Genomic DNA, 19,149 nt, shown 5'->3' with positions numbered 1-19,149 from the left:
CCGGGGCGGCGGGGTCAGGCCCCTGTTGCCGCCGCGTATCCGCACGCTTCGAGCCCCGCCCGCATCTGTGCCGGGGCCGGAGCTTCCACCCGGATCGGCGGCTTCTTCGGATAGAGCGGCAGGCTCAGGGCCCGCGCATGAAGCTGGAGGCCGGGGCCGCCGCTGCGGGGCGCGGTGCCGTAGATGGGGTCGCCGAGGATCGGGTAGCCCATCGCGGCGCAATGCACGCGGAGCTGGTGGGTACGCCCGGTGACCGGCGAGAGGGCGAGCCAGGTCAGGCCGCCCCCGCGCCCAAGCACGACGAAGCGCGTCAGCGCGGGGTCGCCCGCCGGGTCGGCCTTCATCCACCAGGAACGCGGGTCGTCGGAGCGGCGGGCCAGGGCCAGTTCGATGCTGCCGGCCTCCTCCGTCGGGCCGCCCTCGACCAGGGCCCAGTACGTCTTCTCTACCGTGCCGCTCGCGGCGAACAGCTTGTTCAGGCGTGCGAGCGCCTTGGCGTGGCGCCCCAGGGCGAGGCAGCCGGAGGTGTCGCGGTCGAGGCGGTGGGCGGCCTCCGGGCGCCGGGGCAGGCCGAAACGGAGGGCATCGAGGTGGTCGGTGAGGGTCTCGCCCCCTTTCGGGCCGGGATGGACGGGCAAACCCGCCGGCTTGTCGATGACGAGCACCAGGGCATCGCGGTAGAGGAGGCGCGCGCCTATGTCTGTTACGAGGGCATCGGCTGGGGGCATGGCCTTGGCGCTTACCATGCCGGGTCCGGGGAGCAAGCGGGAATGAGCGAAGACAAGAGGCCGGGCTGGCTGCTGCGCAAGATGTTCGGCACCAAGGAGGAGCCGCGCCCGGCGCCGGTGCCCGTGCAGCCGCCGGACCCGAAACCCGCCCCGGCGCCGACACCTGCGCCCGAACCTGCGCCTGAACCTGCGCCTGAACCTGCGCCGGCCATCGAGCCGGTCGCGCCCCCGCCTGAATCCCCCGCCTCGTTCTCCGAGGGTCAGCCGGACTTCGCCACGGCCGCGACGGACGTCTCCCACGTACCGCCTCCCCCGGGGGAGCCGGACGAAGGGGCGCCGGGCAAGAACGCGGTGCCGGACGAACTCGAGGGGGCCGACCTCCAACCCGTAGAAGGTGCGCAGGAACGCCCGCCCGCCGGCACCGCCGGCGACGACCCGGCGCGCGGCGCCGAGGCCGCCGACACAACGAGCCAAACCTTTACGCCCCAGCCGGCCTTCACGGCCGAGCCGGCCCCGGTTGCGGCGGAACCCGAGCCGGAACCCGAGGTCTCAACCCAGATCTTCATGCCGGAGCCCGAGGCGGGCGCGGACGAGCCGAAGCGTGGCTGGTGGAGCCGGCTGACGGGGGGCATGAAGCGCACCTCCACGGCGCTGACCGAGCGCGTCACCGGCCTGTTCACCAAGCGCAAGCTCGACGCCGACACCCTGGAGGAGCTGGAGGACGCCCTGATCCAGGCCGATTTCGGCATCGAGACGGCGACGCGGATCTCGGAGGCCGTCGGCAAGGGCCGCTACGAGAAGGGCATCTCGCCGGACGCGGTGCGCGAGATCCTGGCGGCCGAGGTCGAGCGCGCGCTCACCCCCGTGGCGATCCCGTTCCGCATCGATACGTCGAAGAAGCCCTTCGTGATCCTGATGATCGGCGTCAACGGCGCGGGCAAGACCACCACCATCGGCAAGCTCGCCCTGAAGCTCAAGGCGGAGGGGCATTCGCTGATGCTGGCGGCCGGCGACACCTTCCGGGCGGCGGCGATCGAGCAGCTCAAGGTCTGGGGCCAGCGCACGCAGACGCCCGTCATCGCCCGTGCGCAGGGATCCGACGCGGCCGGCCTCGCCTTCGACGCCTACGAGGCGGCCAAGGTACAGGGCACCGACGTCCTGCTGATCGACACCGCCGGCCGCCTCCAGAACAAGGCCGGGCTGATGGCGGAACTCGAGAAGATCCTGCGGGTGATCCGCAAGATCGATCCGGAGGCCCCCCACGCCGTGCTCCTCGTCCTCGACGCCACCGTGGGCCAGAACGCGCTGAGCCAGGTCGAGCTGTTCTCGAAGGCCGCCAACGTCACGGGCCTCGTGATGACGAAGCTCGACGGCACGGCGCGGGGCGGCATCCTGGTGGCGCTGGCGGCCAAGTTCGGCCTGCCCGTGCACTTCATCGGCGTCGGCGAAGGCGTCGAGGACTTGGAACCCTTCGCGGCGCGCGATTTCGCCCGCGCCATCGCGGGGCTCGACGCGGGCTGACGGGCGCGCCCATCCCTGAAACGCCGTGTCGCGTCACGCCCGCGCCGCGCCTCCACTATGACGGACCCCATGCAGATCGAAGCCATCCCCCCGCGCCGCCACCTTCCACCTCTCCTCAAGCTCGCCCTCGAGCTCGGGCCCCTGATGATCTTCTTCTTCGGCAACGCCTATGCGGAGCGCCTCGGGGTCCATCCCGACCAGAAGCTGTTCGCGGCCACCGGCGCCTTCATCGCCGCCACCCTGGTGGCGCTGGCGATCCACTACGCCCTGATGCGGCGCCTGCCCATCATGCCGCTCGTGTCGGGCGTGGTGGTGGTGGTGTTCGGCGGCCTGACCGTGGCGCTTCAGGACAAGACCTTCATCATGATGAAGCCGACCATCGTGAATACGCTGTTCGGCCTCGTGCTGCTCGGCGGGCTCGCCTTCGGCAAGTCCCTGCTCTCCGTGGTGCTCGACTCGATGTTCGCCCTGACCGACGAGGGCTGGCGCAAGCTCACCTTCCGCTGGGGCGTGTTCTTCCTCGTGCTGGCCGTCATCAACGAGGTGGTGTGGCGCACCCAGACGGAGGATTTCTGGGTCAGCTTCAAGGTGTTCGGCATCATGCCGCTGACCATCGCCTTCGCGCTCGCCCAGACGCCATTGCTGATGCGGCACGAACGCAAGGAGCCGGGCGCCGTCTGAGACGGCGACGGGGCGCCTTCAGACGCCCGCGAGGATCCGGGCGTATTCGGCCTCCGGCACACCATAGGAGGCCCCCGCGATGGCCATGAGGGCCGCGCGGTCGCGGATGCCGATGCCGCCGCGTCGCGTCTTCAGGGCCCCGGCGAGTTCGAGCACCCGCAAGCCCGTGGTCACGCCCGCGCGACGTACGCCGAGCATCAGCGACAGGAGTTCGTGGGTGAGGGGGAGGTCCTCGCGGTCGGCGCGGTCGTGGCACATCAGGAGCCAACGGGCGAGGCGCTGCTCGATGGTGAACTGCGCGTTGCAGAGCGCGCCCTGGGCCAGTTGCACGGTGAACACCTGCGCGTAGCGCTGCAGGTGCTCCTGCAAGGCCGGACTGTCGACGAGCGCCCGGCGGAAGGCCTCGGTCTCGATGCGCAGCGTCCGGCAGGGCACCTGGACGAGGGTGGTATGGGGCGAAGCATCGACGCCGTTGAGGAGGGGCAGGCCCGTCATGCCCTCGGGCCCGACGATGCCGACCTCGGCCTGGGTGCCGTCGGCGGCATGGGCCACGACCGACAGCATCCCGGGCTCGGGGAAATGCACGGCCTCCACCGGCTGGCCGGGCGCTTCCAGGATCGCGCCCTGCTCGAAGGAGCAGCGCACGAGATCCGGACGAAGCCGATCGAAATCGACCGCAGTGAGCGCTCGAAGCAGACGGTTGCGAATGTCAGATTGAACGACGGGCGACGTCACAACTCCGGCAATCTCAAGTGGGGAGGCCGAACACGTCATCTCCCGGAGCCCGAACAGCGTCAGGCAACGAAGCGCACATGACACATTAGATGAGCCTTGTGAATAGAATGTCTTCGTACAGATTAGTCCGATACCGTACAAAGGTCGATTGCTCTATCTCTGTAAATGCAACTCCAAGGTTTATACTGAAAGAATAATCTTTAGTTGTTTACCCGGAGCTTCTATTCTCATTCCTTCTATGCCATCGTGAATTGTGTTCGGCCGCCTCCGTCGCGTATGGTTCGGAGGCGGAAGACGATACAGTGTTGCGTTCGGGTCACGGCACTCGGGTACCCCCGATGCGTCCCTTTCTCCCCGCGGGGATGCTTGAGGCCAGGGCACGGGCGGCCTAAGGTCCGTGTGAGGACGAAGGTGGGTAGCTCAAGCTGCTCAAGCGGTGCCGTTCGATCCGCGCGCGATGCGGCATTACCCCGGTGCGCGCCGGACAAGACGCTTATGCCTCGATACTTCCTCAACATCAGGGATCACGATGCCCTGATCGTCGATCCGGACGGCGACGACCTGCCGAACCTGGACGATGCCCGCATCATGGCGTTGGAAATCATCCAAGACATCATGGGGCGTCCCGAAACCTACGGCAATTCCCGACTCTGGAGCGCACGGTGCTTCGAGATCACCGACGAGTCCGGCACGATCCTCATGAGCATCCCGTTTCCGGGTGTCTGATAACGTACCTTTCCGCACATCACTGAACTCATCCAGAATGAAGGAGATTGTACGAGATAGTACAGACGCTGTGTCGCCAGTTCCCTGTGACGTCGATCCGTCTATGAGAGATCTCGATCCCACTTTCCGAGCAGCATAATTCTGATGGCTGCTCTATAGAGCTGCAACGTTTCATGTCGGTGCCGTCACAGCGATACGTTCGAAACCGGCTTCTCGGCACCCTCGAAGGGAACGATTACGACGCCGTCCGCGCAATCGCCGAGTCCGTATCCCTCTCGCGCCGCGATGTCCTGATCGCGGCCCACGCGCCGATCACCCATCTGCACTTCCTCGAATCCGGCATTGCTTCGGAGGTGGCCACCACGCCCGGAGGCCGGCGCATCGAGGTGTGCATCACCGGCCGGGAGGGCCTCGTCGGCGTACCCCTGCTGCTCGACGTGGACCGGACACCGCACGAAACCTTCGTGCAGATCGAGGGCGAGGCGGTGCGCGTGGAAAGCGAAGCCTTCCGCCGGTTGATCGAGGATCGGGTCAGCTTGCGGCAGGTCTTTGCCCGCTACGCCTACGTGACGCATCTCCAGACGGCCGATACCGCCCTGTCGAACGGCAGCCACACCCTGGAGGAACGCCTCGCCCGCTGGCTGCTGATGTGCCACGACCGGGTCGATGGCGACGAGTTCCCGGTGACCCACGAGTTCCTGTCGACGATGCTCGGCGTGCGCCGGCCCGGGGTTACCACCGCGATCCACAACCTCGAGGGCGCCGGAGCGATCAAGGCCCGGCGTTCGCACGTCCAGGTGCTGGATCGTGCCAAGCTGAAGGTCGCGGCTGGGGACAGCTACGGCGTGCCCGAGGCCGAGTACCAGCGCCTGCTCACGCCCGAACGCTGAAAGCGCGGCCGGTCGTCAGCGTACCGCAGGCTGGCCGGCGGCCTGGACCTTGGCGAGGACGCTGGCATAATTCTCCGGCGTGACGATGCCGACGAGCTTGTCGCGGATCGTGCCGTCCGGTCCGATGATGAAGGTCTCGGGAACGCCGTAGACGCCGAAATCGATGCCGGCGCGCCCCTCGACATCCATTCCGACCGCCTGGAACGGCACGCCGTTGCGCGTCAGGAAGCGGCGACCGTTCTCCGGCGTGTCCTTGTAATCGATCCCCACCAGCCGCACCCCGGGCTCCCGCGCGAGGCGCATCAGCTGGGGATGCTCGATCTGGCAGGGCGCGCACCAGGACGCCCAGAAGTTCACGACCGTGACACCGCCGAGAAGATCGCTGCGCGCAAGGCCGGGGACGGGCGCGCCGTTGGCCGAGAGGCCGGGCATCGCCGGCAGGGCGAAGGCGGGCGCGGGCTTGCCGATCAGAGCGGAGGGAATGGCGGCCGGGTCGACGCCCGAGCGGAGCCGCAGGAAGAAGATCCCGGCGAGCACCACGAAGGTGACCAGCGGCAGGATCACCAGGAGCGATCGGCGGGCCGGCGCCGGAGCCTCCGTCACGGGTTCGCTCACGGGCGCTCCCCCGCGCCGTCCTGCAGCGTGGCCAGCGCCCGCTTCTGCGTCCGGTGATCGCGCAGGGCGTGGCCGATCAGGGCGCCGATGACGAGGACGGTGAAGGCGTAGGCGCCGAGGATGTAGCCGGCATGCGGGCCGAGAATCATGTCCGAACCTCAGGGGCGTTCAGAGGGGCCGTGCAGGGGGCGGGCAAGCCGGGCAGCGGGGGCCTCAGAGCCCCTGCACGGCCTGTCCGATGGGGGAGGGCGCGGCGGTGGAGCCGCGTGAGGAGGGCTGGCCCGCATCGAGCCGCTCGGCCTCGCGAATCGTCAGGGCGCGGACCCGGCGGCGCAGGATCTCGGTACGCATGGCGTAGAGGTGCAGCGTCACCCCGAGCAGGGTGAAGGCGAGGATCATCTCCAGCAGCGGATAGAGCATGCTCGGATCGATGGCGGAGCCGCCCATGCGCATGATCGAGGCCGGCTGGTGCAGCGTCGACCACCAGTTCACCGAGAACTTGATGATCGGCAGGTTGACCGCGCCCACCAGCGTCAGGATCGCGATGGCGCGCGCGGCCCGGTTGGGGTCCTCGATGGTCCGCCACAGGGCGATGATGCCGCAATAGATGAGGAACAGCACCAGCATGGAGGTCAGGCGCGCGTCCCAGACCCAGTAGGTGCCCCACATCGGCTTGCCCCAGAGGGAGCCGGTCACGAGGCAGATCAGCGTGAAGGCCGCGCCGATCGGCGCGGCGGCGCGCTGCGCCACGTCCGCCAGGGGATGGCGCCAGACCAGGGTGCCGAGCGCCGAGAGCGCCATGGCCCCGTAGAAGAACACCCCCAGCCAGGCCGCCGGCACGTGGATGTACATGATCCGGACGGTCTCGCCCTGCTGGTAGTCGGGCGGCACCACGAACCAGGTCAGGTAGAGGCCGGCCGCGAGGAGCAGGGCCGAAAGACCCGCGAGCCACGGCATCACGGGCTGCGTCCAGCGCAGGAAGTGGCCGGGATGGGCGAGGCGAGTCCACATGGTCCGGCCCTCTAGCCCAGGGTGCGGTGCAGCGGCAATGCGGGGGTTACGCGCAGGTGGCCGAAGCGCTTCAGTTCTTCGTGTGCAATTCCTTGACGATGTCTCGTGTCAGGAACGTGGTCATCCGCTGCCAGGATTCGTCGGTATCGCCGCGGAAGTTGAGTTCGCGGGTGATCCGGGCGGCACCGGATTCCGTGTCCACCACGCGCGCGAACATCTGCATGATGAGCGTACTGCTCTTGTGGATGACACCGACGAAGACAAGCGGTGCCCCGGTCCTTCGCGCCTGCGCCAGGATGCAGACGGCATCAGACTCGGGACAGGCCTGTGCGAGGACCGCAGCCGATATCCCGATGATTCGGAACTCGCTGTCACCACCGAGTTGCGCAGAGAGGTCGCTTGCCATTGCCGTCAAACGGGACGTGTGGACCGCCGACTGATCATTCGGTTCACCCGAGGTGTCGAGCAATCGGATCGGCAGAATGGCGAGGTCCGGTGCGGGAAGGACTTCGGCCGGGGCAGCGCCGGTGGCCATGAGCCCTGTCAGCGCGGCGAGCAGAAAGGTCAGACGAACGCGACCGCGGCTGCGGATGAAGGTCGACGGCATGATGGGTTTCTCCCTGAGACCGCTTTCGCACGCTTCGGTGCATTGGGCCGGGCCTGGATCATGCCGGAGCAGCATCACAGGTCTTGCCATCTGGTGCCAACAGGCCAAGCCTCCGAAGCGGGGAGCGAACGCGATGCGAATCGGCTTGACGAAGGCACGCTCGATGGGACCCGTCGCGCAGGCGGTGGAGCGGGCTGGCGGCTCGGTCGCACGAGTTTTCCGGCGCGCAGACATGCCGCTGCGGCTCATCGAGGAGCCCGATCGGCTCATGCGTCTCTCCGATCAACTCTCCATTGTCGAGAACGCTGCGCGCGAGATCGGCGACGCAGCCTTACCCGCTCGTTTGTCGCTCGAAGCCGGGGTCGCGAGTCTCGGCCCTTACGGCGTGCGCGTCTGTGCCTCCGAAACCCTCGGTGTCGCCCTGAACCTGGGTACGGCCCTGATCAGCGAGCATCTTCAGACCGCGACTGCGATGGATGTGACCGTTCGCGATGGACGTGCCGACGTGACCTACGCTGTGACGGATGCGAGCGTGGTCGGGCGTCAGAAGAACGAGATCCTGGCGCTCGGCTACATCCTCGACGTGCTGCGACGATTTCTAGGGGCCGGTTTCGTGCCCGAGGAAGCCAGCGTTTCGGGCGCAATCCTGCAAGATCGCGGCGCGATCGAGGACGCGCTCGGCTGCGGCCTGAGTCTGCGCAGCGGCGCTAGCGTCCGTTTCGACGCCCGATATCTCGGGACACCCAACCCGTGCAGCGTTTCCGACGCGGACCAGATCGACGCCACACCTGTCCCCGATCCGGGCGACTTCCTTCTCTGCGCCGATCACTTGATCCGGCTCGGCATGCTTGAGTCGCGGCCGTCGATCGATTGGCTCTGTAGGCGACTCAGCCTGTCGCGCCGCTCGCTTCAGCGCCGGTTCGAGACTCACGGGACCACCTTTGCGGCCTGCCTGACAGCAGCTTTGGTATCAGAGGCGAAGCGGCAACTCGCATCCACCAATCGACCCATCGGACAGATCGCCCTGGATCTCGGCTACGCCGACCCGGCCCACTTCAGCCGCGCGTTCCAGGGCTGGACGGGATGTCCGCCCCGGGCTTGGCGGCATGGGATGCATTCCTGACCCGGATGAGCCTACGATCAGCCTGACGCTTTCAAAGTCCACCCGCTTAGATGCGCGGCTGCTGTACGCTTGGCCCGTGTGAGCCTGACCTCGGGGTCAGGCTCACACAGACTCGGCATCAGGAATTCGCCTGGAAGCCGGCGAGGGGCGCCACCACGCGGCAGATCAGGCCGGTGGGGGCGTAGTCGAGGCGGATCGTGCCGCCGACGGCGCCGACGAGGCCGCGCTCGATCAGCCGGGAGCCGAAACCCTTCCGGGTGGGGGGCACCACCGGGGGACCGTCCGCCTCGGACCAGGACAGGTCGACGATGGGCCCGGAGGCGTCGTCCCGCAGGGACCATTCCAGGGCGACGCGGCCCTCGGGGACCGAGAGCGCGCCATACTTCGCTGCGTTGGTCGCCAGTTCGTGCAGCATCAGTGCCAGGGACAGGGCGGCCTTCGCGCCGAGGGAGACCGGTGGGCCGGACAGGCGGAAGCGCCCGGGCTGGCGGTCGTCGTGGATCGAGAGGGCGCCGCGCATCACCGCCTCCATCTCGGCGCTCTCATGCACCCCGGCGAGCAGGATGTCGTGCGCCTTGCCGAGGGCGATGAGGCGCGCGGCCAGGGCTTCCTTGGCCGCCTCCACGTCCGTGACGTTGCGCAGGGTCTGCGAGGCGATCGCCTGGACGATGGCCAGGGTGTTCTTCAGCCGGTGGCTGAGTTCGCGGTTGAGGATGCGCTGCTGCTCGTCCGCCTCGACGCGGACGAGGCCGCCCCAGGCCCGTTCGGCCACCTCGCGGGCGAAGCCGACCTCGCCCGCGCTCCAGTCGCGTGCAGAGGTGTCGAGGACGTAGAGGATGCCGACCAGCCGGCCGCGCCGCAGGACAGGCACCTTGATGACCGCGCGGATGCCGAGGCGGGCATAGCTCTCGGGATCGTCGACGCGCTCCGGCGTGGCGGCGAGATCCCCAACGCTGATGACGTCGCCGCGCCCGAGGCGGACGACGCTCGCGGCCAGGGTGGGCCGCGGGGCGATGGGCAGTCCCTTCGCACCGGCGGCCTGCCGGGCGCCCGCGGCGACCCAGTCGGGGGTGATCGAGGCCACCTGCCCGCTGGGATCGACCTGGGCATAACCCGCGCGGGCGACGCCGAGGGTCCGGCCGAGGCTCTCGGCCGTGGCGGCCACGATCTCGGCATGGGTGCGCAGGTCGCGCAGGCGATCGCTGAGGGCGATCAGGGCCTCGCGGCGGGCATCGGCTTGCTTTTCCTCGGTGATGTCCTCGATCATCGCGGTGGCATGGATGTCGTTGCCGAGTTGCTGCGAGACGAGGTTGACCCGGGCCCAGATGATGCGCCCGTCGAGCCGCCGGTACCGCTTCTCCAGGCGGACCTGCATGGTCTGCCCGGAGGCGAGGCGCGCGTGCAGCGCCATCCGCTCGCCGTCATCCTCGGGCGGCGTCCAGCGGGCCAGGGAATGGCCGAGGATCTCGGCTTCGGGCGCGCCCCAGATTTCGCAGAGCTTGGCGTTCACCGCGAGGGCGCGAACGGTGCGGGGATCGAACTGGACGATGCCGATATTGGCGCCCTGGAACACGGCGCGGAACTGAGCGCTCGTCCGGTTCCGCTCGGTGAGGTCGAGCATGGCGCCGATCATCCGCAGTGGCGCGCCGGAGCCGTCGCGGACCGTGTAGCCCCGGTCGAGGACATCGGCATAGCTCCCGTCGGCGCGCAGGAAGCGGTACTCGTGACTCCAGTCGGCGGCACCACCGACGATCGCTGCGCGGATATCCGCCTCGACGCCTGCGCGGTCCTCCGGGTGGATCCGGGACAGCCACCAGGCGCCGGTGGGCTCGACCTGGTCCGGCGCCCAGCCATAGGCGGTGGTCAGTGCCTCGTTCCAGAGCACGACGTCGGCGTTGAGATCCCAATCCCAGATCGCGTCGTTGGTGGCCCGCGCCACGAGGCGATACCGTTCCTCGGTGGCACGCAGGGCGATCTCCGCCCGCTTGGTCTCCGTGATGTCCCGTACGGTGCCGACGAGGCGCGGGCCGCGTCCCGCCGCCGTCACCATCTGGCCGCGGGCCGCCAGCCAGCGCTCGGCAGCGCCGGCTCCGATCCGGTACTCGCAGTCGAACGTCCCCGACCCCGACGGATCGAGGGCGGCGCGCACGGCCCCGTCCACCCGCGCCAGGTCGTCGCCGTGCAGCGCGGGTAGGAAGGTGCCCACGTAGGTGACGGATTGTGTGCCGACGCCGAAGAGCGCGCGGGTCTGCGCGTCCCAGTGAAGGGTCTCGGTTACGACGTCGTAGTCGAAGATCCCGATGCCGGCGGCCTCCACCGCGAGCCGCAGCAGGAAGGCGTCGCCGCCGCACGCCGGTGCAGGCGACGAGTCCGAACCGGACGCATCCTGTGGCATGCCCTGCGGCCCGTCTGCGGGTGGTGTCGTCATCGTGGGGTTCGGGCGATCCGGTCTGGGGTGTTCGCGGGAGGGGTCGGTCGATCAGGCCAGTTCGGGGTCGGCGAGGGACCGAATCCCCTCCGGTCTCGCCCGGTTGATCGCCGGCGGAACCGCGAGCAGCAGGCCGTCGGCCCCGTAGATCGCGCCGAGGACCGCCTCGTAGTGACGCCGGACCACCCCGTGGCACTCGCAGGCCTCCATCTCGGCCGCGGGCCTGCTGCGCATGATGATGCGCCCCCGCCCGACCTCGATCAGGCCCTGCCGCTGAAGCGCGCTCAGGATCCGGGTCAGGTAGGTCCGCTGCACGCCGAGCATGGCGGCGAGGAGCTCGTGCGTCACCGGCAGGGATTCCGTTCCCATCCGGTCCTGCAGGGTCAGGAGCCAGCGCAGGCAGCGGGCCTCGATCGGGTGCAGGGCGTTGCAGGCCACCGATTGCAGCACCTGCGCCAGCAGGCAATCGCCGTAGCGGGTGAACAGGTTTCGCAGCAGCGGCGAACGCGCTTTGACCTCCTGCAGGCGCGCGGCGTCGAGGCGGAGCACCGGGCCGCCGATCTGTACCACCGCATGCGTCGAGGCCGGGAGGAAGCCGCTGCTGACGACACCCCCCACCGCGCCCTCACGGCCGACAGTGGCGGTCTCGGCGCCACGCCCGTCCCGCATGACCACCATCAGGCTGACGACGGTTCGGTCACATGGAAAAGCAATCGCCGTGACGGACGTCCCGACCTCGAACAATGTCTCGCCGCGCTGACAGGTGGAGACTTCAAGATACGGGTCGAGCAACGCCCGATCTTCGGCGCGCAGAGAATCGAGGAGAAGATTGCCCGGAAGGGGCGGGCCGGAGGCCAAGTCCATGGAGCGCGCTGTGTTCACCGTCTGTCTCTCCGGCGTGTAGCGCATCGTCACCGAGGCCGTCTGTCTACAAGTAGACGTAGCTCGGACAATTTTGTCGAATTCATGGGCAGGGTTTGATGGGGAGGCAATCACCGGCCCGAGATCCGCAGAACCGGCTGCCCCTCGTGCATATAGTGCCGGGGCCGATTCCCCGGAACACGAGGGTTCAGGCCTGCCCGGCCTCGTCCCCCTCGCCGATGCAGTCGAGGGCGCGCTCCACGGCCGTCACGGCGTCCAGGAGGTTCTGAACCGTGCGCTCGACCTCGCGGGCCGGGCGCCCCATGGAGGCGGCCCGGGCGCTCACGACCTCCAGCTGTTCCAGGAGGGCGAAGAGGTCGTCGGCGACCGCGACCACGTCGGAAACCGCGGCGGGCGGGGCCGGAGGGCGTCGGAGGAAGGGGACCACGTTGCTCATCGCCAGCATGTGTCGCGTGTTCGTGAGCAAAGCGCCAGCCTGAGGGGACCGGGATTTCACACGTTCGGCCTGAAAACCGGGGCTTCCTTTCCGCCAAGGTGAGCGGTTTCGTGGCGCGGTGACATCACTCCGGCGGGAACCGGCGACGATTCGTTAGCCTTGCGCTTGACGCGCGCCGGACCGCGGCAGCACCACGGGCGGGCCTCATCACCAGGATCCCGACCGATGCGCCTCGCTTCCCTCGTCCTCGCCGCCACCCTCCTGGGCGGCCTCTGCGCCTGCAACAGCGACAGCCCGAGCGGCCGCAGCGGCCTCTCGGAGTCTTTCGACACCAGCAACTACCGCCGTTCCAGCGACACCAACGGCACGCAGACCCGGCGCGACGTGAACCGCCAGTACACGCAGCCCTCGATGCCCTCGATCGCCAGCCGCGGGAACTGACTCCGCGATGCCCCGGATCGCCACCGCGATCCGGGTGACGCTCAGTTCTTCGCCAGCGCGTCCGCGAACGCGATCATGCGGTTGCGGGCATAGGTGGGCAGGCCGGCGCTGATCGAGGTGCCGGTGTTGAAGGACGAGTTGCCCATCAGCACCTGGGCCGGCAGCAGGTTCTTGAGCACCGGCACGCGGGCATATTCCTGCTTGCGGTCGAGGACATCGGCCTTGATCGCGAGGGCCATGTAGGTGGTCACCACCGTCTTCGACGGATCGCCCGGCATGGGCTGGAAGACCGCGAGGAACTTGCCGAAGCGCAGGATCTGGTTGACCCAGAAGATCGTCTGCTCCAGCCCCCCCGTCACAGGGGTATCGAGCTTGGTCAGGCCCGCCAGGGGCCCGGCCTCCGCCGGAGGCAGGGTCCGCAATTCGCTCTGGAACGCGACGAACTCGGCGATCTTCTTGCTGGCGCCGTCCTCTAGGCGGTTGGCGAGCTTCACGCCGAGCGGCAACTTGCCCTCGAGGTCATAGCGCGACTCGATGCAGGTCGTGCCGACATCGCACCAGGGCCGGTCGGGCCGCCGGGCGAAGGCTGCGGCCGGGTCCTTGGTCGGCGTGACGTCGGCGGGGTTGAGTGCCTTGTGCTTGATGACCGGGTCCATCTTGGTGACGAAGCCGAGGGTCGCGTAGGACGCGAGGTCGATGGTCTCCGGTGCCCGGTTCACCACGAAGCGCCCCTGCGCCACGTAAACCTTCAGGGTCTCGTGCCGGCGCTTGGCGACACCGTTCAGGGTCTGCACGTAGTCGGGCTCGGCATAGGCCGGGTGGGGCGCCAGCGCGGCGCGCTCGCCCGGACGGAGGCGGCCCCAGTCGAGGTAGGGCACGAGGCCGTTCTCGGGCTTCGCCGGATCGTCGCGATGATCCGTGAACAGGATGGTGCCGGGTTTCAGGGTCGCGACGCCGGTCGCCTCGATGGAGGGCACGTCCCTGATCCGGTCGGAGGCCGGCGAACCGGCGGCGGGTTGCAGCTTCATGCCCTCTTGGGCGGTGGCCCGGAGCGCGCCCGGGGTCGTCAGGACCAGGGCAAGGAGAAGGGTCGCCGGAGCTTGGCTGCGCACGTCGGGGCCTCGATCAGTCGGGAAAGGGGAAGGGCGGCAGCTGCGTCCTAGAAGCGCGGCTCGTCACCGAACAGGTAGTCGGGATCGCGGCGGCGCGGACGCGGCCGGATCTCCTCGTCGTCCCCGAAGGGGGAGCGCTGCGTGCCGGGCCAGGGCTGATAGGTCTCGCCCTGCGCCCGGCGGCTGCGCCGCTCGCCATAGGGATCGAGGAGATCGGATTCGGGCAGCGCGCGCCGGCCTCCGCTCAGACCGCCGAAGAGGCCGCCTGCGGTGTCGGGCGCGTCCTCGTCCGCGCCGAGGTCGCCATCCTCGGCATCGGGACGCATGGCGGTCCGGGTCTCGCGCGGCAGGAGCTGATACTGGGTGTCGGCCATGCGGCCGTCCTTGATCCGGAAGTGCTCGCGAAAGCCACCGCCTTCCACCCGCTCGCCGCTGCGCGGCTCGATGCTGGCATCGGCGAGAAACGGGCGCGCCTCCGGGGAGGGCGGAGCGAGGGGGGTGCGCGGGACCCCGTTGGCCCAGGCGGCCTGAAGGATGGTGCCGGCGATCGGAACCGCGAGGTGCCCGCCGGTCTGACCACGCCCGAGGGTTCTGCGGGTGCCGTCGGCGTTATCGTAGCCGACCCAGACCACGATCGTGATCTCGTTGGTGAAGCCCGCGAACCAGGCGTCGTTCTCGTTCTCCGAAGTCCCGGTCTTGCCGGCGATCGCGGATGAGAACCGGCTCAGCGCCGCGGCGGTGCCGTGGTTGGTCACCCCCTGAAGCATGGTCTTCAACTGGTAGAACGCCACCCGGTCGGCCGACCCGATGCGGGCCGGCGCCCGCGCCTCGCGGGTATAGAGGGTCTTGCCGTCGCGCTCGACGGATTCGAGGGCGTAGGGCGCCGGCCGCGCGCCCTCGTTGGCCACCGCCGCGTAGAAGGCGGCCAGATCCACCATCCGCACGGGCTGGGCACCGAGCACGAAGGGGTAGTAGCGCTCGCACTCGGCGTAGATCTGGGCTTCCAGGGCCAGGTCGCAGACCTTCTGCAGGCTGGCCGGCGCCTTGTCGGCGATGCCGCCCTGCAGCAGACGGGCCGTGACGAGGTTCTTCGAGAATTCGAGGCCCCGGCGCAGTGTCGTGGCCCCGGCCCCGCCGCCGTCGTAGTTCTTGGGCGACCAGGAATCGCCGACGCCGCCGATGGGCGGCAGGGTGACGGCCGAGTCCATCACCAGGGTGTTGGGCTGCAGGCCGGCGTTCAGGGCGGCGAGGTAGGTCAGCGGCTTCAGGGTCGAACCCGGCTGGCGCACGGTCTGGGTCACGCGGTTCAGCTGGCTCACCGGGTACGAGAAGCCGCCCGCCATGGCGAGGATGCGCCCGGTGCGGTTCTCCAGCACCAGGGCCGCGCCCTGCACGCCGGGGCGCACGCGCAGGTCGGCGCGCGGCGCCTTTCCGTTCGGGTCGCGCAGCTTCACCCGCACCACGTCGTAGGGCTGGAGTTTCCCGCGCGCGGGGCCGGGCTCGAGGCTGGCAGTGCGGCCGTCGGCGAGGCCGACCTTCGCCGTGCCACCGCGCCCGGTGTCCAGCACCACGGCGAGCGGCCAGTGCACGTCGTAGAGCACGGGCCGGGCGGTCTCCAGCGCCCGCTGCCAGGCGGCTTTGGGGCGCTCGACCTTGGACGCGGCCTTCTCGGCCGCTTTCTCCGCGGCGGCCGCCACCTTGCGCTCGGCCTTCGTCTTCGGGGCAGGGGTGGGTTTCGGCGCATCGCCGACGAGGAGAGGCACGCCGAGGGGCGAAGCTTCGGGAGCCGGCGCCGCCCCCTCGAGCTTGCGCACCGCGTCGGCGATGTTCAGCTCGGGCCCCTCGTAGCGGGCGCGGCCGGTGGCGCGCTCGTAGGTGGCGAGCCCCTCCTGCAGGGCGGTCTCGGTGGCGGTCTGCAGGCCGGCATTGAGGGTCGAGCGCACCACGTGGCTGGCGGCGGTGAGCGAATCGACCCCCGCGAAGGTGCGCGCCTCGCGGGTGAGATGATCCACGAAGTAGAAACCGGAATCGCGCCGGGCCGCCTCGACGGATGTCAGCCCCAGCGGGGCATTGGCCGCCTCCGCGAGTTGCGCCTCGGTGATGACGCCCTCTTCCTTCATCCGGGCAAGCACGTAGGCGCGGCGCTCGCGGGCCCGGTCGGGGTACTTGTCGGGGCTGTAGAAGTTCGGCCCCTTGGGCATGCCGGCCAGCAGCGCCGCCTCGGTGACGCTGAGTTGGCCCACCGATTTGCCGAAGTAGCTGCGCGCCGCCATCTCGATGCCGTAGGCGCCGCGCCCGAGATAGATGCCGTTGAGGTAGAGTTCGAGGATGCCGGCCTTCGAAAGGATGTGCTCCAGGCGAGAGGCCACGATCATCTCGCGGATCTTGCGCTCGTAGGTGACGTCGTCGCCCACCGAGAGGTTCTTGACCACCTGCTGGGTGATGGTGGAGCCGCCGGCGGGGCGGCCCGGGGACGCGAGGTTGCCGATGAAGGCGCGGATCACGCCGCGCTCGTCGATGCCCTTGTGGGTCTCGAAGCGCTTGTCCTCCGCCGCCACGAAAGCCTTCTGAACCATCACCGGCACCTCGCCGATCGGCACGCTGAGGCGCCGGCCGTTGGCCTCGAAGGCCTCGGCGTAGCGCTTGCCCGCCCCGTCGAGGATGAGGCTGGCGCCCGGCAGCTTGCGCTCCTTCAGGGCCTCCGCCGAAGGCAGGTCGATCAGCGCCTTGTTGTAGAAGGCGATCACCTCGCCCGCGTCGAACGGGGAATCCTTCAGATTCTCGCCCTTGCAGAACTGGCGGTAGCTGACGTTCAACTCGCCGATATCGAGGCCGTGCAGGATCTTCGGGGCGCTCGCCCCGGCCACGGCGGAGGGATCCTCCATCGCGGTGGAGATGAGTTCGTCGAGGTTGATGTCCTCGATGTCGAAGGCCTTGCGCATGTGGGCGCAGCCGTCGCGCAGGATCTGGACCACCTGGGCCTTGTCGGCCACCGGATCGAACTGCGTCTTCACCGCGTCCGGCCGCGTCGTGACCTGACTGAGCGTCAGCGCCGTGGCGAACAGCTTGATCAGGATGATGTTCATGCGGGCCGGGATACCGGAAGCTGGGTCATGACGCGGAGGGGCCGTACGGTCATAGCCGAGACCACGGGCGCAAGCGTGGCAGATGTGCGGCACAACGCGGCTGATTTAAGGAGACAAGGGTGGGTGATCTTAGGGATGAACGCGGAGATGGGTCGTGCCCCGCATCCGCACCCATCCCGGCGACATCCTCGCGGACGAGGACCTGACTCCGCTCGGCCTCTCGGCCCGCCAGATCGCGGCGGAGATCGGCATGCCCCCCAATCGCATCTCGGAGATCGTCCGGGCCCGGCGCGGCATCACCGCCGATACCGCGATCCGGCGCGGCGTGCGGTTCGGAACGTCACCGCAGTTCTGGCTCAACCTCCAGAACGCCCACGACCTGTCGAAGGCGCGTGCGACGGCGGAGTATTCCGCCGTCCGCGCCCGCGAGGCCGAACCCGCCGCGACGTCCTAGGGGGGCGCCTCGATCCTACTTGTTGCGTCCCAGCAGCACCAGCCAGCCGACACCGATCACGCACACCATCGCGCCGACCGTGACGAAGGCGGGGGTGCCGAGGTCCATGAAGCGCGGTGCCAGCTGCGTCGCGAAGGCAGCCACGATCAGCGCCACGGCGATGCGGGCGGCAGCGCGCTCGATGCCGCGGGTGAGCTTCTCGATGCCCTTAAGTTCGATCTCCACGGTGACGCGGCCCTGCTTCAGGCGCACCAGCATGAGGTGGATCAGGGTCGGCAGCTCGGAGGCCGCGCCGAACAGGCCCGCGCCCACGGCCTCGACCTTGCGGGTGAGGCCCTTGATCGAGAACTGCGAGGCGAGCTTGCGCTTCACGGTCGGACCAGCGGCCGAGAAGAGGTCGAAGCCGGGATCGAGCTGGCGCATCACCCCGTCCGCCGTCACCAGCCCCTTGAACAGGATGGCCAGATCGGTCGGCATGGCGAGGTCGTTCTCGCGGGCCATGGTCATGAAGTCGGTGAGCAGCGCGCCGAAATCGAGGGAAGCGCCGGTGTGGCGGGCGACGAAGGCCTGCGACGAAGCTTCGAGCTTGGTCAGGTCCGGGTTGCTCGACCCGCTCCAGTCGAGGAGCACGGCCATCAGCCCATCGGAATCCTCCTTCAGCATGGCGCCGATCAGCATGAGGAGCTGCGTGCGGCGGCGCTGGGACAGGCGGCCGATGATCCCGAAATCGATGAAGCCGATCCGGTTGTCCGGCATGATCAGCATGTTGCCGGGATGCGGATCGGCGTGGAACACGCCCTCGATCAGCGCCATCTGCAGGAAGGCGTCGGTGCCCTTCTGGGCGAGTTGCACCTTGTCGTAGCCGGCGGCATCGAGGCGGGCATGGTCGTTGGGCGGGATGCCGTGCACGAATTCCTGCACCAGCACGCGCTCGGAGGTCCACTCCCAGTGGATCTTGGGCACCACGATGTCTTCGCGGTCGGCGAAGATCGCCGCGATGGTCTCGCAGTTGCGCGCCTCGTTGATGAGGTCGAGCTCGCCGTAGAGGCCGCTTGCGAGGTGGCGCATCTGCTCCTGGGGCTGGTAGCGGCCGAATTCCGGCCATTCGTCCACGACGATGCGGGTGGCGTGCCCCATCAGGCGCAGGTCCGCCTCGATGATCTTGCGGAGCCCTGGCCGCAGGACCTTCACCACCACCTCCTCGCCGGTATGCAGCCGGGCGCGGTAGACCTGCGCGATCGAGGCGGCGGCGAGCGGCGTGGTGTCGAACTCGGCGAAGACCTCCGAGGGCGGGGCCCCGAGATCCTCTTCCAGCTGCGGGCGGATGCGCTCCCACGGGATCGGCGAGACCTGGCTGTGGAGTTTTTCCAGTTCCTCCGTCCATTCCGGGGTCAGGAGGTCGGGCCGGCTCGCCAGGATCTGGCCGAGCTTCACGAAGGTCGGCCCCAGGGTCTCGATGGCCCGGCGCACCCGCTGTGGCTGCGACAGGCGGGCGATGTCCACCTGCGGTGTCCGGCGCTTGGCGAGGCGCGCCACCTGCGCGAGGCCGAGGCGTTCCACGACCTTCGTGACGCCGAAGCCGATGAGGACGGACGCGATCTCTCCGAGGCGCTGCCGGTCCCGTGCGGCGACGAAGGCGGTTTTCAACATGTGCGCAAGGGACCCGGGAGGGA

At 69.0% G+C, this 19,149-nt stretch carries 19 protein-coding genes; 7 read left to right on the top strand and 12 right to left on the bottom strand.

The genetic code is table 11. The annotated features are described in order from the left end of the window. Nucleotides 1-14 precede the first annotated feature (14 nt). Complete coding sequence (locus OF380_RS26505) at nucleotides 15-746, bottom strand: RluA family pseudouridine synthase (protein ID WP_264048613.1); 732 nt, start codon at nucleotides 744-746, stop codon at nucleotides 15-17. A 24-nt stretch (nucleotides 747-770) separates the two neighbouring features. Here OF380_RS26505 and ftsY point away from each other — a divergent pair, with 24 nt between their 5' ends. After that, nucleotides 771-2,249: a signal recognition particle-docking protein FtsY gene (gene ftsY / locus OF380_RS26500; protein WP_264048612.1), complete on the top strand. Its 1,479-nt coding sequence runs from the start codon at nucleotides 771-773 to the stop codon at nucleotides 2,247-2,249. A 69-nt stretch (nucleotides 2,250-2,318) separates the two neighbouring features. Next, nucleotides 2,319-2,930, top strand: a complete 612-nt coding sequence (locus tag OF380_RS26495) for a septation protein A (RefSeq protein ID WP_264048611.1) — start codon at nucleotides 2,319-2,321, stop codon at nucleotides 2,928-2,930. 18 nt (nucleotides 2,931-2,948) lie between these two features. Here OF380_RS26495 and OF380_RS26490 read toward each other — a convergent pair whose 3' ends face one another. Continuing rightward, nucleotides 2,949-3,575: a Crp/Fnr family transcriptional regulator gene (locus OF380_RS26490; protein ID WP_264048610.1), complete on the bottom strand. Its 627-nt coding sequence runs from the start codon at nucleotides 3,573-3,575 to the stop codon at nucleotides 2,949-2,951. A gap of 501 nt (nucleotides 3,576-4,076) precedes the next feature. Here OF380_RS26490 and OF380_RS26485 point away from each other — a divergent pair. Next, nucleotides 4,077-4,391, top strand: coding sequence for a DUF6894 family protein (locus OF380_RS26485; protein WP_264048609.1), 315 nt, complete (start codon nucleotides 4,077-4,079; stop codon nucleotides 4,389-4,391). A 173-nt stretch (nucleotides 4,392-4,564) separates the two neighbouring features. Further along, nucleotides 4,565-5,281, top strand: coding sequence for a Crp/Fnr family transcriptional regulator (locus OF380_RS26480; protein ID WP_264048608.1), 717 nt, complete (start codon nucleotides 4,565-4,567; stop codon nucleotides 5,279-5,281). A 15-nt stretch (nucleotides 5,282-5,296) separates the two neighbouring features. Here the strand turns inward: OF380_RS26480 and OF380_RS26475 are convergent, their stop codons facing one another. The 4 genes from OF380_RS26475 to OF380_RS26460 all read right to left on the bottom strand — a co-directional run bounded on the left by OF380_RS26475 (nucleotide 5,297) and on the right by OF380_RS26460 (nucleotide 7,514). After that, nucleotides 5,297-5,896, bottom strand: coding sequence for a DsbE family thiol:disulfide interchange protein (locus OF380_RS26475; RefSeq protein ID WP_264048607.1), 600 nt, complete (start codon nucleotides 5,894-5,896; stop codon nucleotides 5,297-5,299). After that, nucleotides 5,893-6,045, bottom strand: a complete 153-nt coding sequence (gene ccmD, locus OF380_RS26470; RefSeq protein ID WP_264048606.1) for a heme exporter protein CcmD — start codon at nucleotides 6,043-6,045, stop codon at nucleotides 5,893-5,895. Before ccmD ends, OF380_RS26475 begins: the two co-directional genes overlap by 4 nt. 64 nt (nucleotides 6,046-6,109) lie before the next feature. Beyond that, entirely contained in the window at nucleotides 6,110-6,907 is a 798-nt protein-coding gene (locus OF380_RS26465) for a heme ABC transporter permease (protein WP_264048605.1), read from the bottom strand. A gap of 70 nt (nucleotides 6,908-6,977) precedes the next feature. After that, the gene (locus tag OF380_RS26460) at nucleotides 6,978-7,514 is read right to left on the bottom strand and encodes a DUF3280 domain-containing protein (RefSeq protein ID WP_264048604.1); all 537 of its coding nucleotides are present in this window, start codon (nucleotides 7,512-7,514) and stop codon (nucleotides 6,978-6,980) included. A 133-nt stretch (nucleotides 7,515-7,647) separates the two neighbouring features. Here OF380_RS26460 and OF380_RS26455 point away from each other — a divergent pair, with 133 nt between their 5' ends. Next, entirely contained in the window at nucleotides 7,648-8,637 is a 990-nt protein-coding gene (locus tag OF380_RS26455; RefSeq protein ID WP_264048603.1) for an AraC family transcriptional regulator, read from the top strand. A 118-nt stretch (nucleotides 8,638-8,755) separates the two neighbouring features. Here the strand turns inward: OF380_RS26455 and OF380_RS26450 are convergent, their stop codons facing one another. From OF380_RS26450 to OF380_RS26440, 3 genes are all read right to left on the bottom strand, one after another. Continuing rightward, nucleotides 8,756-11,065 (bottom strand): PAS domain-containing sensor histidine kinase, encoded by a 2,310-nt coding sequence (locus OF380_RS26450; protein WP_264048602.1) that lies wholly within the window; start codon nucleotides 11,063-11,065, stop codon nucleotides 8,756-8,758. A 51-nt stretch (nucleotides 11,066-11,116) separates the two neighbouring features. Beyond that, nucleotides 11,117-11,929, bottom strand: a complete 813-nt coding sequence (locus tag OF380_RS26445; protein ID WP_264051499.1) for a Crp/Fnr family transcriptional regulator — start codon at nucleotides 11,927-11,929, stop codon at nucleotides 11,117-11,119. A 205-nt stretch (nucleotides 11,930-12,134) separates the two neighbouring features. Further along, nucleotides 12,135-12,383, bottom strand: a complete 249-nt coding sequence (locus OF380_RS26440) for a hypothetical protein (RefSeq protein ID WP_264051498.1) — start codon at nucleotides 12,381-12,383, stop codon at nucleotides 12,135-12,137. Nucleotides 12,384-12,608: 225 nt separating this feature from the next. Here OF380_RS26440 and OF380_RS26435 point away from each other — a divergent pair, with 225 nt between their 5' ends. After that, on the top strand, nucleotides 12,609-12,824 hold the full coding sequence (locus OF380_RS26435) for a hypothetical protein (protein ID WP_264048601.1): 216 nt from the start codon (nucleotides 12,609-12,611) through the stop codon (nucleotides 12,822-12,824). A 41-nt stretch (nucleotides 12,825-12,865) separates the two neighbouring features. Here OF380_RS26435 and OF380_RS26430 read toward each other — a convergent pair whose 3' ends face one another. Beyond that, complete coding sequence (locus tag OF380_RS26430) at nucleotides 12,866-13,852, bottom strand: hypothetical protein (protein ID WP_264051497.1); 987 nt, start codon at nucleotides 13,850-13,852, stop codon at nucleotides 12,866-12,868. Between the two features lie 131 nt (nucleotides 13,853-13,983). After that, nucleotides 13,984-17,022 carry a penicillin-binding protein 1A gene (locus OF380_RS26425; RefSeq protein ID WP_264048600.1) on the bottom strand — a complete coding sequence of 1,013 codons (3,039 nt, stop codon included), beginning with the start codon at nucleotides 17,020-17,022 and terminating at the stop codon, nucleotides 13,984-13,986. Nucleotides 17,023-17,176: 154 nt separating this feature from the next. Here OF380_RS26425 and OF380_RS26420 point away from each other — a divergent pair, with 154 nt between their 5' ends. Further along, nucleotides 17,177-17,476 (top strand): HigA family addiction module antitoxin, encoded by a 300-nt coding sequence (locus OF380_RS26420; RefSeq protein ID WP_264048599.1) that lies wholly within the window; start codon nucleotides 17,177-17,179, stop codon nucleotides 17,474-17,476. A gap of 15 nt (nucleotides 17,477-17,491) precedes the next feature. Here OF380_RS26420 and OF380_RS26415 read toward each other — a convergent pair whose 3' ends face one another. Then, entirely contained in the window at nucleotides 17,492-19,126 is a 1,635-nt protein-coding gene (locus tag OF380_RS26415; RefSeq protein WP_264048598.1) for an ABC1 kinase family protein, read from the bottom strand. Nucleotides 19,127-19,149 lie beyond the last annotated feature (23 nt).

It is taken from the genome of Methylobacterium sp. FF17 (assembly GCF_025813715.1).
Lineage (GTDB): Bacteria > Pseudomonadota > Alphaproteobacteria > Rhizobiales > Beijerinckiaceae > Methylobacterium > Methylobacterium flocculans.
This window is presented reverse-complemented; position numbering and strand designations above follow the sequence as displayed.

Coding starts and splice junctions, on each gene's coding strand:
- OF380_RS26505 (WP_264048613.1), bottom strand. CDS start 746: ATGGTAAGCGCCAAGGCCATGCCCCCAGCCGATGCCCTCGTAACAGAC.
- ftsY (WP_264048612.1), top strand. CDS start 771: ATGAGCGAAGACAAGAGGCCGGGCTGGCTGCTGCGCAAGATGTTCGGC.
- OF380_RS26495 (WP_264048611.1), top strand. CDS start 2,319: ATGCAGATCGAAGCCATCCCCCCGCGCCGCCACCTTCCACCTCTCCTC.
- OF380_RS26480 (WP_264048608.1), top strand. CDS start 4,565: ATGTCGGTGCCGTCACAGCGATACGTTCGAAACCGGCTTCTCGGCACC.
- ccmD (WP_264048606.1), bottom strand. CDS start 6,045: ATGATTCTCGGCCCGCATGCCGGCTACATCCTCGGCGCCTACGCCTTC.
- OF380_RS26465 (WP_264048605.1), bottom strand. CDS start 6,907: ATGTGGACTCGCCTCGCCCATCCCGGCCACTTCCTGCGCTGGACGCAG.
- OF380_RS26460 (WP_264048604.1), bottom strand. CDS start 7,514: ATGCCGTCGACCTTCATCCGCAGCCGCGGTCGCGTTCGTCTGACCTTT.
- OF380_RS26455 (WP_264048603.1), top strand. CDS start 7,648: ATGCGAATCGGCTTGACGAAGGCACGCTCGATGGGACCCGTCGCGCAG.
- OF380_RS26450 (WP_264048602.1), bottom strand. CDS start 11,065: ATGACGACACCACCCGCAGACGGGCCGCAGGGCATGCCACAGGATGCG.
- OF380_RS26445 (WP_264051499.1), bottom strand. CDS start 11,929: ATGGACTTGGCCTCCGGCCCGCCCCTTCCGGGCAATCTTCTCCTCGAT.
- OF380_RS26440 (WP_264051498.1), bottom strand. CDS start 12,383: ATGAGCAACGTGGTCCCCTTCCTCCGACGCCCTCCGGCCCCGCCCGCC.
- OF380_RS26435 (WP_264048601.1), top strand. CDS start 12,609: ATGCGCCTCGCTTCCCTCGTCCTCGCCGCCACCCTCCTGGGCGGCCTC.
- OF380_RS26430 (WP_264051497.1), bottom strand. CDS start 13,852: ATGAAGCTGCAACCCGCCGCCGGTTCGCCGGCCTCCGACCGGATCAGG.
- OF380_RS26425 (WP_264048600.1), bottom strand. CDS start 17,022: ATGAACATCATCCTGATCAAGCTGTTCGCCACGGCGCTGACGCTCAGT.
- OF380_RS26415 (WP_264048598.1), bottom strand. CDS start 19,126: ATGTTGAAAACCGCCTTCGTCGCCGCACGGGACCGGCAGCGCCTCGGA.